The organism is Flavitalea antarctica (genome assembly GCF_054461535.1).
In genome coordinates, this window is sequence record NZ_JBTLQG010000005.1 from 135,744 (window position 1) to 150,839 (window position 15,096).

The 15,096-nt window shown below is 42.1% G+C and carries 12 protein-coding genes; 5 read left to right on the plus strand and 7 right to left on the minus strand.

The genetic code is table 11. The features are described from left to right. Positions 1-41: 41 nt before the first annotated feature. The 5 genes from ACX0G7_RS07515 to ACX0G7_RS07535 all read right to left on the minus strand — a co-directional run bounded on the left by ACX0G7_RS07515 (position 42) and on the right by ACX0G7_RS07535 (position 6,303). Positions 42-1,073, minus strand: a complete 1,032-nt coding sequence (locus ACX0G7_RS07515; protein ID WP_458922824.1) for an L-dopachrome tautomerase-related protein — start codon at positions 1,071-1,073, stop codon at positions 42-44. A 426-nt stretch (positions 1,074-1,499) separates the two neighbouring features. Next, entirely contained in the window at positions 1,500-2,180 is a 681-nt protein-coding gene (locus ACX0G7_RS07520; RefSeq protein ID WP_458922825.1) for a hypothetical protein, read from the minus strand. A gap of 373 nt (positions 2,181-2,553) precedes the next feature. Next, the gene (gene mnmE, locus ACX0G7_RS07525; protein WP_458922826.1) at positions 2,554-3,936 is read right to left on the minus strand and encodes a tRNA uridine-5-carboxymethylaminomethyl(34) synthesis GTPase MnmE; all 1,383 of its coding nucleotides are present in this window, start codon (positions 3,934-3,936) and stop codon (positions 2,554-2,556) included. A 272-nt stretch (positions 3,937-4,208) separates the two neighbouring features. Further along, the gene (locus ACX0G7_RS07530; RefSeq protein WP_458922827.1) at positions 4,209-5,030 is read right to left on the minus strand and encodes an energy transducer TonB; all 822 of its coding nucleotides are present in this window, start codon (positions 5,028-5,030) and stop codon (positions 4,209-4,211) included. A 199-nt stretch (positions 5,031-5,229) separates the two neighbouring features. Then, the gene (locus ACX0G7_RS07535) at positions 5,230-6,303 is read right to left on the minus strand and encodes a mechanosensitive ion channel family protein (RefSeq protein WP_458922828.1); all 1,074 of its coding nucleotides are present in this window, start codon (positions 6,301-6,303) and stop codon (positions 5,230-5,232) included. Between the two features lie 184 nt (positions 6,304-6,487). Here ACX0G7_RS07535 and ACX0G7_RS07540 point away from each other — a divergent pair, with 184 nt between their 5' ends. The 5 genes from ACX0G7_RS07540 to ACX0G7_RS07560 all read left to right on the plus strand — a co-directional run bounded on the left by ACX0G7_RS07540 (position 6,488) and on the right by ACX0G7_RS07560 (position 12,149). Further along, entirely contained in the window at positions 6,488-7,183 is a 696-nt protein-coding gene (locus ACX0G7_RS07540; RefSeq protein WP_458922829.1) for a response regulator transcription factor, read from the plus strand. After that, positions 7,183-8,580, plus strand: coding sequence for an ATP-binding protein (locus ACX0G7_RS07545; RefSeq protein ID WP_458922830.1), 1,398 nt, complete (start codon positions 7,183-7,185; stop codon positions 8,578-8,580). The genes ACX0G7_RS07540 and ACX0G7_RS07545 overlap by 1 nt, the downstream gene beginning before the upstream one ends. Positions 8,581-8,757: 177 nt before the next feature. Continuing rightward, positions 8,758-9,498, plus strand: coding sequence for an HAD-IIB family hydrolase (locus tag ACX0G7_RS07550; RefSeq protein ID WP_458922831.1), 741 nt, complete (start codon positions 8,758-8,760; stop codon positions 9,496-9,498). A gap of 137 nt (positions 9,499-9,635) precedes the next feature. Further along, entirely contained in the window at positions 9,636-10,487 is an 852-nt protein-coding gene (locus ACX0G7_RS07555) for a universal stress protein (protein WP_458922832.1), read from the plus strand. A gap of 30 nt (positions 10,488-10,517) precedes the next feature. Then, positions 10,518-12,149 (plus strand): tetratricopeptide repeat protein, encoded by a 1,632-nt coding sequence (locus ACX0G7_RS07560; RefSeq protein WP_458922833.1) that lies wholly within the window; start codon positions 10,518-10,520, stop codon positions 12,147-12,149. A gap of 112 nt (positions 12,150-12,261) precedes the next feature. Here the strand turns inward: ACX0G7_RS07560 and ACX0G7_RS07565 are convergent, their stop codons facing one another. Together ACX0G7_RS07565 and ACX0G7_RS07570 are read right to left on the minus strand one after the other, a co-directional pair. After that, the gene (locus ACX0G7_RS07565) at positions 12,262-14,406 is read right to left on the minus strand and encodes a cation:proton antiporter domain-containing protein (protein ID WP_458922834.1); all 2,145 of its coding nucleotides are present in this window, start codon (positions 14,404-14,406) and stop codon (positions 12,262-12,264) included. A 23-nt stretch (positions 14,407-14,429) separates the two neighbouring features. Next, the gene (locus tag ACX0G7_RS07570) at positions 14,430-15,008 is read right to left on the minus strand and encodes a hypothetical protein (RefSeq protein ID WP_458922835.1); all 579 of its coding nucleotides are present in this window, start codon (positions 15,006-15,008) and stop codon (positions 14,430-14,432) included. Positions 15,009-15,096 lie beyond the last annotated feature (88 nt).

The window sequence follows — 15,096 nt, forward strand, 5'->3', positions numbered from 1 at the left end:
CCACACCGTTACGAAGTAAAAGACTTCATGAATGCGGCTGTTTAGGTAGCAGGCAACTTTAAGCGGTAAATCGTGTAAGGGGATGTTCTTTTATTTTCGCCTTCATTATAATCGGGTTGCTTATTGATCTGGGAGCAGCTGATGTATAAATAATTATCCTGTGAGATGGCATAACTATCCGGCCAGATCAGCCTTTCGTCTGACAATAAATCTTCCATGTTTTGTGAAGGCGTCACTGTTAACATTTTGTAGTTCGGGTAATCTCCCAGATACAGGTTGCCTCTTGCATCAAAGATCATCCCGTCGGTAACAGCAAATCTTCCCAGATCTTCCACGGCAGCCTCCCGTTCATCCTCTCCCACTTCTTCATTACGCAAAAATTCCGTTCTGATCCGGTACAGTTTATCATCTGTGAGCGGTTTGTAATACAGCCATTCGCCATCCGCAGTTAATGCAATTCCATCGGATTGAAGCTGAACCGGTTTGCCATTCTTTTTAAATTCTTTTCCATCCACCAACAGTTTGAAGGAGGGGTCATGTTTCACTGAATAATGATTGCGTAATAACTCCCTGATTGTTCCCGTTTCATAATTAACCACCACTATTCCCCCTTCATTAGAGTTCGTTAAATAAGCTATTTTCCTTTTGGTATCAACCCGCACGTCGTTGATGTAACTTTTGTTGCTTAGGACGTCATCAAACGTGTACACTTCTTCTATGGTATCGGTGGCCAAATTAAATTTAACCAGCTTAAAACTGTTATCATATACCTCTTCCATGAAAGGGCAGGCCGGGTCCACTACCCATAGGTAATCCTCATCATCAACATACACCGCCTGCACACAAACCCATTTATCCTTTCCATTGTCACCTTCCTTCCAGCTATTCCATCGTTCATCCGGATAAGGCCTGCATGCCTCAGGCCCAACAATTTCAACTAACCCCCATTTATGCGGACCCGGCCATAGCGGATAACACGTAAACAAACGGCCGGCTTTAGAAATAGCTACACCTGTTAACTGGTAGGTGTCATCTGAAAAAACCAGTTCAGGTTGATTAGTGCTTGTACTCATGATGGGGATTTTAAATTAAGATGATACAAAAAACAGGCCCTCCGATTGTCGACACTTCATTGGATCATACCTCCCTTTACCCTTTTTTCGCTGACCCGTGGTAAGGCCAAATAGACGTATAAAAACAAAACAGGCATAATACTGAAAGGAACGCTCCACAAGCGAAGATGAGGCCGCCAGGTACAGCCCATGGGCAATTGCATAATCCCTTCTAAGGGCGCGAATAAGCTTTTCGTCTACATTATCTTCTAAAAGCTCATCCTTTTTAATTGCATACCACCAGACACAATTATAGAATAATGTCATCAACACCAACGTGGCATGAAAGATCAAGGCCGCGATACATTCGTCTGATTTGCCTACATGACATAAGGCTACTTCCCGATACGAAAGTAATTAGGGAATCCTGGGAGACGTTTTAAGAATCTACTTTCCATCCACAGGTTTCTTTTTCGTTTTAGAAAAGATATTAAACTGCAGTCCGTAAGAGGGAACAATGCTTATTCCTTTCAGCAATACCTCCGAGCGACCCAGCATTTTGTATCTTCCATAATTCTGATAGTACGCTGCCAATGAGAAATTAAAAAACACATATTTTTTTCCGACTTTTACATTGATAAAAGCTCCATACGCATCAAAACCTGATTTATGGGAAATGGGCAATAACAGCTCCGCCGGAACCTGATCCATTATCTTTTCCGCATAAATATTTTTCGGAGAGATTTTGTATTTGATAAAACTGTGGGAGTAAACTACTCCGAATGAAAAACCACCGTAACGTTCTTCTGGCCCGAATGACTTGCTGAAAACCAAAGGAATGGTAATGTCTTTTCTGTTCATATCCCATCCGAAAAGCTTTTGAACTATATTGAATTTGGAGAAATTTACGAAGCCGTAATTCTGCCAGGAATACTGAGTTCCGATACTGCCGTAAAATCCGCCTTGATCTGATTCATTACTATTTTTATTGGAACCCATAAATTGATACATCACATCAAAAGCATTGGCGCCGCCTGTGTTCCTGTAACCTATATCAAAACGATGTCCCAAACCATATCTGAAATAGAATTCGGTATTGTAACTGATAGGATCTAAGCAATACGCCATAAAAACTGAATTTAGATTGGCAATTTGCTGAGAATAAATAACGGTATCTTTTTTCGAAACAGATTCTGCAAGATTCCTGTAACCTTTGATGGATTGCTCAATGGAAGCGGATGAAACGTTAACAGTGTTATTTATCCCGAATCTGACTTGTCCTTTCGGCAGCACTTTACCCGATGTTAATATCGACCGCGGAGCACTACAAGAACTGATAGCACAGTATATTAGAATAAGGAGGGGAGAAAAAAAATTAGATTTCCTCTGCATATTATCAAAGGTAAGTTATACTTGAAACAAAAATGATACCATGGGCTCCCCCACTGGCGGATTGCGGCTTGTAAGGTAAATGAAGGAGAAGTAAAATTAGGTATGAAATTTATTTCCCGATACAAAACTTGCTGAATATATAGTCCAGCTGATCTTCATGCGTGATCTCTCCTGTTATCTCTCCGAGGAAGTGCAGGCATCTGCGGATATCCAGGGCGATGAGATCCGATGGAATATTATTTTCGAGTCCCTGCCGGACCTCATGTACCGAAACCGCTATTTTTTGAAGAGAATCAAAATGTCTCGCATTGGTAACGATCGCACCTTCAGTTTGTACACTACCTTCCAGCACCATGGCTGTGAGCCGGTCTTTTAATACGTCGATATGTTCTTTTGTTTTTGCCGAAACAGGAATCAGGTTTTCAAATTTTTTAAAGGTCTCATGAAGTTCGGGACCAGCGAGATCAGATTTATTTCCGATCAGGATATAATCTATTGACCGTTGTTGAAGATCATCAGCAACGCTTTGGATCTGTTCAGGCGTCTCTTCATTGATATCAAAAATATAGATGACAATATCTGCCTGAGCCATCTTTTCCAGGCTTTTCTCAATACCTATGCTTTCGATCACATCAGTAGTGTGTTCTCTTATGCCAGCAGTATCTATCAAACGAAAAAGTATCCCATCAATGTTTAATACCTCTTCAATGGTATCTCGGGTGGTCCCTGCTATATCGCTGACAATAGCCCGGTTCTCATTCAACAGGGTATTCAGTAAAGTTGATTTACCCGCATTCGGTTTACCGATAATGGCCACCTGTACACCGTTTTTAATCACGTTTCCAAGCCTGAAAGACTGAATAAGGCGACCGGTTGTTTCCGCTGTTTCGTCCAGCAAACTATAAAGCTGGGTCCGGTCGGCAAACTCAACATCTTCCTGCGAGAAATCCAGTTCAAGCTCTATGAGTGCGGAGAATTTTATCAGTCTGTCCCGCAATTCGCTGAGTACATGAGAAAATCCACCCCTGATCGTATTGAGGGCAGCCTTTCGGGAAGCCTCGGTATTGCTTGCAATCAGGTCAGCCACTGCCTCGGCCTGTGTAAGGTCCAGTTTTCCATTTAAAAAAGCCCGCTGGGTAAATTCACCGGGCTTTGCGTGACGGGCACCATGAGCCGCAAATGCCTGTATAAGCTGTTGCTGAATAAACGGAGATCCATGGCAGGAAACCTCAATGATATCTTCACCGGTATAAGACTTAGGGCCTTTATAGAGGCCCAAAACCACTTCATCCAGTGTAACGCCGTCATCAACAACATACCCTACATGCAGTGTATGGGAAGGCTGCTCAAAGAGGTTTTTTGATGGGAACAATTCGTTTACTATACGAAACGTATCTTTACCACTTAGTCTTATCACAGCAATCGCCCCGATTCCAGGGGCTGTCGAAAGAGCCACTATTGTATCATCCCACCCTGAAAGCTTTGAAGACATACCGGAAAAATTTGTGCAAAAATAATGATCTTCTGGTAGCTGCAACTGGGGCTCTGCGCGGTGGCATTATCTGGTTTGCAACAAAAAAGGAAGTCTGGATACTAAGATCTGGTGAATAGTTCGACAATAAAGTCGCCCAAAGGTCATGTATAATGGCTGATCGCTTAAGTCTGCGGCAACTTAAAGAACCAAAAAAAGACCAAGACAGTTGGACGGGAGGTCACTGCTTTGTCTTCTATCAGCCCGAAAAATAATTAGCAAAAACGTCTATATTATTGGTCCGCAATTGTGAAGATTATAGGCTGTCTTTTGTAGGAATTCACAATTTTTCCATTCTGTTGAGCTGGCTGCCACTTACCGCTCTTCTTAATGGTTTTAATGGCGGGTTCATGAAGTTCTTTTGGTCCTTCAACTGCCTGGACATTACTAAGATTTCCATCTCTATCCACTATGAACATGACTACAACCTTGCCCTGTATTCCTGCTTCAGCCGCATCCTGTGGATAATTGTTCGACAGGTTTTTGATCAGGAACCTTTTCCAGGCTTCAACTCCTCCGGGATAACTCGACTCAATTTCCACGCTAAGAAATACGGAGTCCGGGTTCTCTTTCTTTGGTTCAACTATGATCCCCTTTTCAAGAGATTCTCCGATGGAAGGGGCCAGGTTTTCAAATGGCACTCCATCTTTATTGACCAGACTAATTTTGGCTTTGTCAAGATCTTCGTTTAAGGGAATTACTTCATCCGGTGGAACCAGCTGATCATGTACAACAACAATGGTTACATTACGCCGTTCCTTAACTTCCGGTTGCTTTACCGGTGGAGGTGGAATAACCGGAGGTTCAGCTTTGTCTGGCAAAACCTTAGCTAATTCGGTTTCGGGTATGTCTATCATCCTTCCTGTTATCATCTCCTTTTCGTCAGCAAATAAAAAGCCTGCAACACACAACAACACAATGCTACCAGTAACGGTTATGGCCAACCTAAGTCGAGCGGCATACGATTTACGCAACTCATAGGCACCATATTCCTTGTTTTTTCCGTCGAATACAATATCGAGGATGTCCGCAGTTAAGATTTTTGATGTTTCCATGTTCTTATAGTTTTGCATTTAAGATGCTATAAGAACCGCGTTTCCACAGGCGTAAAAATTAATAAAGTTTTATGGAATTCCTTTGTCAGTGCATCGGTAATCACCAGACTTGTCGGGATCACTGTGCTATTACTTGCAGTGAACGGTTTAAGTTCCGGAAAGGAAGCAGTGAGAGTACTAAGCGCGCCTAAAATAGAATCTAAACTGCTTCCAAATCACTGGTTTCTGATTTATTGATGAACAAGGTCTGGGTTGGGTAAGCAAAAGAAATTCCCCTGTCGTTAAACAGTCGGAATACTTCAAAATAAATTTGTTGCTGAATATTCATGAAGACAGAATAATCTGCGTTCAAAACGTAGTAGATAAATTCAAAATTCAAACTCGAATTTCCAAATCCGGAGAAATGTCCCCTGTCAAATTGTACTTCCTGTTTAGCATCTATGACCGTCCTGACCAGGGATGGTATCTCTTCCAGGACATCCGGTTCGATCTGGTACGTAATGCCGAGTTGGAACACAACTCTGCGCTTCTCCATCCGTTTATAATTGTGAATGCGGGAATCAGTAAGATCCTTATTTGAACAGATTAGCTGTTCCCCTCCAAGTGTTCTTAGCCGGGTAGTCTTTATACCAATGTATTCAACTACTCCCATCTTATCCTCGACAACGATGAAGTCGCCGATTTCAAACGGACGATCAAACAGGATAACAAAATAACTGAACAAATCCCCCAAAATAGTCTGCGCCGCCAGCGCTACCGCTATACCACCAATACCGAGACCAGCTATAATTGTCGTTATGTTATAACCAAGATTGTCAAGCACGAAAATGATCCCAAACAGCCAAACCACAACCTTAAGGATGATCAGTATGCCACGGGCCTGTTTCTCTTTGGATTCTCCGTTTGCCTGCCTTTTGAGGATGCTGATGATAAAATATTCAAGAAATGCTGAAATGGATTTTAGTATATAGAATGTCGACACCAATAACATCGCCACGCCAATAATATCATCGACATGCACGGGTAGTACCAGCCATAGACTGGTAACATACAGACAGGCAAAATATAAAAAGGGAATAAGAGAACTCTCTATGAACCGAACTATAAAATCATCTATTGTAGTTCTGCTATTCGTTGACCACCTTTTGAGCCAACGCAAAAGCTGATGCTTCGCCAGTCGCAGAATCAATAGCCCCGCCAGCACGATTGCTATGGATATCGCCCAATCCGCGATAGTGTTACCAAAATAAATACTGCTCCAGAACTTCTCCATCTTTACTATTTAATATCCATTGTAGATTAACCCGAAAAATAGCTGTTAGTGCCTCTTGTGTTAGCTAATAGCGCAAAGTAGCCGTATCCTATTAGCCCAGGGTTAAGGTTGGATTAGAAAATGATTAGAAATGCCGTAATACTTTACTATTAGGTATTTTTGAATGTCTACAATCATATTCACAATGGAAGAACGAAAAGTTTTGATAATTGAAGACGAACGCAAGATAGCTGATACACTAAAGTTCGGTCTTTCTGAACATGGCTATCATGTGGAAGTTGCATATGATGGGAACATCGGGCTAAGCATATTTATGAACCATAGCTTTGATCTTGTGATCCTCGACATAAATCTACCCGGTATCAATGGATTCGAATTGTGTAAGTTGATTCGTAATCAAAACGAAAAGATACCTGTTATCATGCTCACCTCTATGAGCAGGCTGGACGATAAGATTGAGGGGTATGATGCAGGGGCCGATGATTATGTGGTAAAACCATTTGAATTTAAAGAGCTATTGATGAAGATCAGGGCTCAACTGAAACATGTTATGAATCAGCATCTTCCGGTTGGGAATTTCCTGAAAGCCAGTGGCCTCGAAATGAATCTTGATACAATGGAAGTTTTCCGGGACGGAAATAAAATCAATCTGACTGCAAAGGAATTTCAACTTCTTGAATACCTCCTCAGGAACAAAAACCGTGTGGTTAGCCGGGCTGATATAGCAGTAAACGTCTGGGACACGGACTTTGACAGCAATACAAACGTGATTGATGTTTATATCAATTATCTAAGAAATAAGATAGATAAACCGTTTGCTGAAAAACTGGTTCAGACTATTGTTGGAACAGGGTACATATTAAAAGAGAGCCTTAAATAATGCCTGTTAAGATTAAAATTACATTGTTCTTTACATTGATCGTATTTACGATATTGACAGTAGTCTGCCTGTCCATTTATTATTTTGCTTACGAAAACCGGGAAGGGAATTTTCGGACAAGGCTGGTCAACCGTGCCATGACCACGGCAAGACTGCTGGGACAGAGAGACGTGTTCAACAGATCACTGATCCAAAAAATTGACGCCAGTACCAGTGTAGCGATGGTTGACAAAAGCATACAGGCCTATGACAGCGCGGGCAATCTTGAATACGTATATACTGATAAGGTGGATGACACTATTGCTGTCAGCAACGAAATTCTGAAGAGGGCAAAAAGAGATAAAAACGTATATTTTCTTGCTGGCGAAAAAGATGTGGTTGCATATCATTATCAAAAAGGTAACCAGGCGGTTACTGTGATCGCGGCGGCGTATGATCCTGAAGGCAAAAAGAATCTTGATCAGCTTCGGTTCGTATTGTGGTTATGTTTTTTTGGCGGCATTTTACTTACTGTTGGCGCAGGCTATTTGTTTTCAAAAAGCCTGCTACAGCCAATCAGGAAGATAGCCGACGATGTAAATGAAATAACAGCGCAAAATCTTGCTAAAAGAATAAAAGCCAGTGCTCAGAATGATGAATGGTCCTACCTTACGGGCACTTTGAACGTGCTACTCAACCGCCTGGAAGAAAGTTTTCAAACCCAGGGACGATTCATTGCAAATGCCTCACATGAGCTTTCGACACCGCTTACATCGATCTTCAGTCAACTCGAAGTTTCGCTGCAGAAAGATCGCCAGGCAAAAGAATACAGGCTGATCATTCAATCTGTACTCGAAGATGTGCATCACCTCAACAGGCTAACGCACACGTTGCTGCAGTTTGCTTCAGCTTCGGGCACATCGACCGGATTAGAAATTAACCTTGTAAGGATAGATGAGGTTTTGTTGCGGATGCCGAGGGAAATGAAAAATATAAACCCCGGCTACCAGGTAAAACTCGATTTTAACGAACTTCCGCTGAATGAAGAAAACCTCCTGGTATTTGGAAATGACCAACTGATATTCAGCGCCATTAAGAATATCATTGTGAACGCCTGTAAATACTCAGATAATCACATTGCTTTTGTGAAACTCACGATATCAGGCAACAAAGCTACTATCCTCGTCAAAGATACCGGCAAGGGCATTTCCACTGAATCCCTGCCTTTTATTTTCCAACCTTTTTACAGGGAAAACGATGTGGGGCCGGTCACAGGTTTTGGTCTGGGTCTATCATTGTCATCGCAGATCCTGAAATTACATAAGGGTGAAATATCAGTGGACTCTACTCCCGGCGAGGGTAGCACCTTTGCTATAGTCCTGCCGTTAGCAATAAGGAACCTCAATGGCTTATCTTAAATGCTTGCTTTCAGATGCATAAACTTCTACCCCGCAGCTACATTTTTAACCGTAAAAGAGTAAGCTAATATCCTGTTAGTGACAAAATCATTAGTCTCTAATTAAATTATAATGTCATCTTAATTAACTGCTAATGCTGACAGGTTAGGTTGCAAGGTAAGTTCGAAAATATAAACGATGATATTAGCAACTGACCTTGACGGCACTTTTTTAGCAGGCAAAAGATTTCACAAGCAACAACTCTATCAGATGATCCGTAGTGATCCGGACATCGTATTAATTTTCGTAACGGGCCGCGGACTTGACACAGTCATTCCTTTATTAGATGATCCCTTTATTCCTAAGCCTGACTTTATCATTTGTGATGTGGGCGCAACCATTGTAAATGGTTACACATTGGACCCGATAGAACCAATACAGCAAGAAATAGAAAAGAAATGGCCCGGCCATATCGAAATCAGGCAGGCTGTCAGAGACTTTGCGGGCCTTAAATACCAGGAAGTTCCGCAACAACGGAGATGTTCATTTTATGCCAGTGATGAATATGTGATCAAGGGCGTCCGTGAAGCTGCGGAAAATTTAAACTGTGATGTGATCTACTCTGCCGGCAAATTCCTGGATATCTTACCGAAAGGCGTAAACAAAGGAAGTACATTAAGATTGTTGATCAATTTTTTGCAGGCAGATCCGGATACAACACTGGTAGCTGGCGACACGCTGAATGATTTGGAAATGTTTAAATGTGGATTCAACGGTGTTGTAGTTGGCAATGCAGAGGGAGAATTGATTGAGGCGGTTTCTATGTTGCCCCGCAGCCATATCTCCAAGGAAATAGGGGCGGGTGGAATTCTGGAAGCAATAAAACACTTTTATCGATCAGAATCCTTTCAAACTTTGCTTGTTTGTTCAGAAGAATAAATTATCGTACTGAATTCTTCAACTTAACCTGATCTAATTGAATTCTAATTTGCCTGTAATCCCCACCTAATAGAGGCGATGTAACTTACTCCTTTCAGTATTTGCAATCTGCTTACGATTGCTTTAAACCGGGATATATGGTTTTTAAAGAAATTTTAGTGCCTGTTGACTTTACTGTGAATACAGATATTGCTTTAAAGAAAGCAATAGACATGCTGGATCCCGAAAATGCGGTGATTAACTTGTTACATGTGATCGGCCCGGTCTCTCATTACAGAAGGTTACTGGTGTCATCATGGAATACAAGGGCGTCGAACAATATAGATTTCACATTGGTCGAAACGAACAAGCTAAGACAACTACGGTATAGAATCATGGAGCAAATGCCGGCTAACGGTAACGTCTACACGTCCATTATGAAAGGCAATGTTGAACAGTGTATAGCTCAGCGAGCCAGGGAATTAAAGTGTGACCTCGTTATATTGGCTAAGCACAACCGCCAGAGCGTATTGCCTACGTTTAACCGGGTTTCGCCAAATGTAATCGCGCGGTCAGGCAATTGTGCTGTTCTCATGGCAAAACCAGGTTCTGTTGATCAAAAAATACGGTCTATCGTTGTACCAGTCGGAAACTTAATACCGCTGAGTAAGATTGATCTGCTTTTGGGTTTGTTAAATAAATTCCACGCGAAAGTTCATCTTGTAACGCTTAGAGGAAAAAGTGCGATGATGTCCAACAATTGCTCGCAGGCTGTTCTGCACACTTACAGAACGCTGAAAGCAACCAGATTTTCATTGCCTATCGTGCATAAAGAGTTAGAAGGAAAAAACCTGGCAAATGCTTCGTTGAAATATGCCCAGCTGATCCTTGCTGACATGATCCTGGTTAATCCTGACTCGGAAACACGTATATCTACATTTACCGGAAAACACATTACGGATCTCTTGTTAATGAACTCAAGATTGCAGGTACTTGAAGTAGAGCCATAACATTTTATTAAATTATTAAAACGATCTCATATGAAATTTATTCTTTTAATGGGTATGCTGGTGTTGAATCAACTCTGCTTATTCAGCCAGTCGGTCCAGGACGTAGCGAATGATATTTATCACGAGAAATACAAGAGCGCTGAAGATAAGGCTCAGGCAATTCTGACCGGTAACCCCAATGACGGTGATGCCTGGTACTCGCTAACCCAGATCTATCTCGCGAAAGATAGTGTAGCCAAAGCAAAGCAAAAGCTTTTGTCTGCCCCTGCCGAAGTCCTTTCCACCCCGCTGTTGAAAGCCGCCCTGGGTCACATCCATTTAAGAGAGGGTAACAAAGCTGAAGCAAAGGCCAATTTTGACTATGCGCTGAAGAAAACAAGAGAAAAAAAACCAGCTGTCCTGCATGCCGTAGCCAAAGCTCAAATGGATGCTAAGGCCGGAGATCCGGCATATGGCCTGGCATTGATAAACAAAGCGTTGAAAAGAGATAAGAAAAACCCTGCCTTATATGTTACGATGGGGGACCTGTATCGTAAACTTGGAAATGGTTCGGAGTCTTACCGGGCATACCAGAACGCTTTAGAAAAAGACAAAAATTATGTAGCAGCCATATATAAAATCGGAAAAATATTCACTTCGCAGGACAACAAAGACATGTACCTCAAATATTTTAAACAAGCTGTCTCCATCGACTCCCTTTATGCCCCTGCGCTGTATGACCTGTATTATTACTATTATTTCAGGGATGTAAATGTTGCACAGGATTACCTGAGAAAATACATCGCTTCAACTGATAAAAGCATTGAACACGATTACATGATCACAGATTTGATGTTCGCATCGCAACAATATGATTCAGCCCTGCAAAACGCAAACAAGCTTATGAATATGGCTGGAACAAACGTGGAGCCGAGGCTTTTGAAGTTAATTGCCTATAGTTATAAAGAGCTGAAGAAACCGGATAGCGCGCTTGCCTATATGCACCGGTATTTCGATGTACAAACAGATACTGGCTTTATTGTTAAAGATTACGAAGGAATGGCGGAAATCTATGACTCGTTGCCGGGAATGGATGATTCCGCGAGCACGTACTATCAACGGGCACTGGCAATGGAGAGCGATTCTGTGAAGGCACTGGACTACTATAAAAAAATTGCAGACTTATATCATGAAAGCGGAGATTTTCAAAAGGAGGCCTTATGGCTTGGGAAATACCATCGCAATAATCCCTCCCCACGGAACATCGATTTGTTTAACTGGGGAATCGCGAGCTACAAGGCATCTGACTATATAGCGGCTGACAGCATATTTAAAATGTACCAGCAAGGCTACCCGGATCAGACCTTCGGATATTACTGGGCGGCCAGAACCAATACGGCGATAGATAGTACAATGGAAAAAGGCCTGGCAATCCCACACTACCAGAAGTTAATTGAGATAGCTGAAAAAGATACAGCCGACGACACTAACAAAAAACATCTGATTGAGGCCTACGGCTACCTGGCAGCATATGAAGCTAATATTGATAAAGATTTTGATGATTCGATACTTTATTTTGAAAAGCTGCTTGAACTTGACCCGGGTAACGAGGACGCAAAGAAATATCTTGACATTTTAAGGAAAAGCTTAGCCAACCAGGAAGCGTCTGATAAAGGGAAATGAAATTACCTTAAACCGTGATTTGGATTCTAAAAAATCTCCTGGGAGCACCGGGAGATTTTTTCATACCAGGTATATTAGTCACCTTAAATAATAGTTCTATAAAGGCGAAATATTAATGATCCTTCCGGAAGATATTCTTTACATATTCACTTGCCTTCTCCAGCGCCTCTGAATTATCAGTAAGCGGTTTTAGATCGGCATTAGAGATATCTTCAACCTGACCGGGATATATAAGGATATAACTCGTGTCAGAAAAATACTTTACCAGATATTTCGGCAGTTTTTCTATTTCGGGAATGTATGACAGATACCCCTTACGTGATGAAATGATTACAAACAAATCATCATTTTTTACCTCGCGGGTGAAAATCAGGAACTCCTCCCAACTTTCAAATGCTACCTGATTGACTACTGCCTGGGTTTTATTAGCCTGGTTGATAGAGCCGACAAGCCTGTAAGTTTTTTCACCAGAGTATATGGTCAGCGGAAGTCCTGTTTCTATCGACATATTCAGAAGCCTCGTCACCCATTGTGCAAATCCCTTCTCATACTCAGCGTTTGGTGGCACAGCTATTACTATCCTTTTTAGTGTATTCAGAGGTTGATTTGGTTTATAAATCCAAACACTTTCGCTTGTACCATCCACAATTTTTTCAGTTACCGGGCCGAAAAATGCATGCCCGTCCTTAGCCTTCCTATGCAAGCCGATAATTACATCCGTTATATTATATTCCCTGATAGTATTGACGATGCCGTTGCTTATATTGAGATCATACCTCGAGATAGGCGTTATGTTGTTATCCGTAGCCGCGGCCCGTTCGATGGCTTGTTCCATCATCTTTTTGCCCGTTGTTTGTTTGTTTATTCCCCCCTCTTTGGTTCCGACAACATGCAATGCGTAAACCGGGGCTTTCCGCTTATTTGGTTGTAACAGTAATGCCAGGTCCACAAGATCTGCTACGGTATCAGGATAAGCAAGTGAGATGAGGATCTTGTCCGGCACATCAATTTCTGAAATGGTTACTTTTTCTGCCTCCTGCAGGGCTATTTTTCTCGCACCTTTTTCTACTACAAATGAGCTTATAATGCATGTCACCAGAATCATAATGATCGTTCCATTTAACACGTCCTCATTCAACAAACGAATAGGTAAACCAGAAGCCGTTTCGCCGAGGATAACATTATAGCCTACCAGTACGACCGCCAGGGTAGCCCCTACCCTGGCATTACTCAAACCAAAGATCACTTGTCTCTCGGTACCGGACAACCGAAACGTTTTTTGCGTAAACCATGCAGCAATATACTTTGTGGTCACTGCCATAACTGTCATCACTCCCGCTACTTTCAGCGCACCCGGTCCACTGAACAATACTTTAAAGTCTACCAGCATCCCCACGCTGATGAGAAAAAAGGGAATAAAAAGTGCATTCCCAACGAAATCGATCCTGTTCATGAGTGGCGACGAATGGGGTATAAACCGATTAAGGGCGAGTCCGGAAAGAAATGCGCCGATAATTGCTTCAAGACCTGCAGCCTCAGCTAAAAACGAACCAAGGAAAACCATGGCAAGCACAAATATGTATTGAGAAACATTGTCTTCAAAATTTTTGAAAAACCACCTGGCAATAATTGGAAAAATCAAAAAAACAATAGCAGCAAAAACAGCGGATGACCCGGCAAGTTTTAACCAGAAAGCGGAACCTATCTCCCCTCCATACATTCCGACTACCGCCGCCAACACTAACAGCGCCAATATATCGGTAATGATCGTACCTCCGATTGTGAGGGTAACGGCGCGTGAACGCGCAATCCCATACCTGCTTGCTATAGGATAAGCAAGTAAGGTATGTGAAGCAAACATACTTGCGAGGAGAATGGCTGTCGGCAACTGAAAGTCCAGTAAATAATATGCTGCCACAGTACCAAGTACCATGGGAATTAAAAAGGTGTATAAACCAAAAATGAAACTTTTTATCCTGTTCTTTTTGAACTCCTCAAGGTCTATCTCGAGCCCCGCTGTAAACATGATATATAACAAGCCAACAGTACCAAATAATACAATGCTACTATCACGGAGCAACAATTGAAACCCATAAGGCCCGATGATGATCCCAGCGAGAATAAGCCCGATGATAGGGGGAAACTTCAGTTTGTTGAGCAGTATTGGTGCAAATAGAATAATGAATAATACGATCGAAAATATTATCACAGGATTCTTGAAAGGCAAAGTAAAATCCAGACCCGTTAGTAACACCATGGTGCGTGATTATATTAACTCGATTATTGTTTTTGCAGTTTGAGATCGTAGACAATGCGACAATTATCCTGCCGCATAATTTCACGGGACCCTCTCATTTGATTGTCACTCGTTTGCTCCAATTTAACTGTAATGGTACCGGCCGCTAAAGCGCTGACCGAATCTGCCTGCACAACAAGTTCGATCATATTGCCAACATACCGTCCCTTATATACCCTGACAATTTGCTGATTACTTATGGCGTTTACGTTTATCATATTATCAGCGAGACTAAACTGCCATTGTTCAGACTTAGTATCTCCGATTGCCGACCCCGCGCAAGTGGTTTCTATACAACGCATGGCAACGTTGTACAATCCAGCCAGGCCGGGATGCAAAACACTGAGGCTATCAGCAGTAGCCCGCGTGTTAAGACTGTCTATCAGTCTTTCCTGCCTTAGCAATTCTTCCTCTCTTAGTGCCAGCGACTGCTGCCTCAGCTCAAGTTCCCGCTCTTTCGCATCCAGCTGAGCGGCTTTCTCTGCAAGCATTTTTTCCCGGTTATCCGTTTTGCATGAAAAGCAAAACGACAAGATCACCAATACAACAAACAAGTATTTCATTTTGGAACTGAGATTAAGCGTTGAATCTTTCTGTAATGAAAAGTTACAACATCATGAGACAGGTTTAGAACATTGGGCGCATTAATGT

What these genes read in the sequence shown, in the direction of transcription:
- ACX0G7_RS07515 (WP_458922824.1), bottom strand. Translation starts at nt 1,073, where the DNA reads ATGAGTACAAGCACTAATCAACCTGAACTGGTTTTTTCAGATGACACC.
- ACX0G7_RS07520 (WP_458922825.1), bottom strand. Translation starts at nt 2,180, where the DNA reads ATGGCGTATTGCTTAGATCCTATCAGTTACAATACCGAATTCTATTTC.
- mnmE (WP_458922826.1), bottom strand. Translation starts at nt 3,936, where the DNA reads ATGTCTTCAAAGCTTTCAGGGTGGGATGATACAATAGTGGCTCTTTCG.
- ACX0G7_RS07530 (WP_458922827.1), bottom strand. Translation starts at nt 5,030, where the DNA reads ATGGAAACATCAAAAATCTTAACTGCGGACATCCTCGATATTGTATTC.
- ACX0G7_RS07535 (WP_458922828.1), bottom strand. Translation starts at nt 6,303, where the DNA reads ATGGAGAAGTTCTGGAGCAGTATTTATTTTGGTAACACTATCGCGGAT.
- ACX0G7_RS07540 (WP_458922829.1), top strand. Translation starts at nt 6,488, where the DNA reads ATGGAAGAACGAAAAGTTTTGATAATTGAAGACGAACGCAAGATAGCT.
- ACX0G7_RS07545 (WP_458922830.1), top strand. Translation starts at nt 7,183, where the DNA reads ATGCCTGTTAAGATTAAAATTACATTGTTCTTTACATTGATCGTATTT.
- ACX0G7_RS07550 (WP_458922831.1), top strand. Translation starts at nt 8,758, where the DNA reads ATGATATTAGCAACTGACCTTGACGGCACTTTTTTAGCAGGCAAAAGA.
- ACX0G7_RS07555 (WP_458922832.1), top strand. Translation starts at nt 9,636, where the DNA reads ATGGTTTTTAAAGAAATTTTAGTGCCTGTTGACTTTACTGTGAATACA.
- ACX0G7_RS07560 (WP_458922833.1), top strand. Translation starts at nt 10,518, where the DNA reads ATGAAATTTATTCTTTTAATGGGTATGCTGGTGTTGAATCAACTCTGC.
- ACX0G7_RS07565 (WP_458922834.1), bottom strand. Translation starts at nt 14,406, where the DNA reads ATGGTGTTACTAACGGGTCTGGATTTTACTTTGCCTTTCAAGAATCCT.
- ACX0G7_RS07570 (WP_458922835.1), bottom strand. Translation starts at nt 15,008, where the DNA reads ATGAAATACTTGTTTGTTGTATTGGTGATCTTGTCGTTTTGCTTTTCA.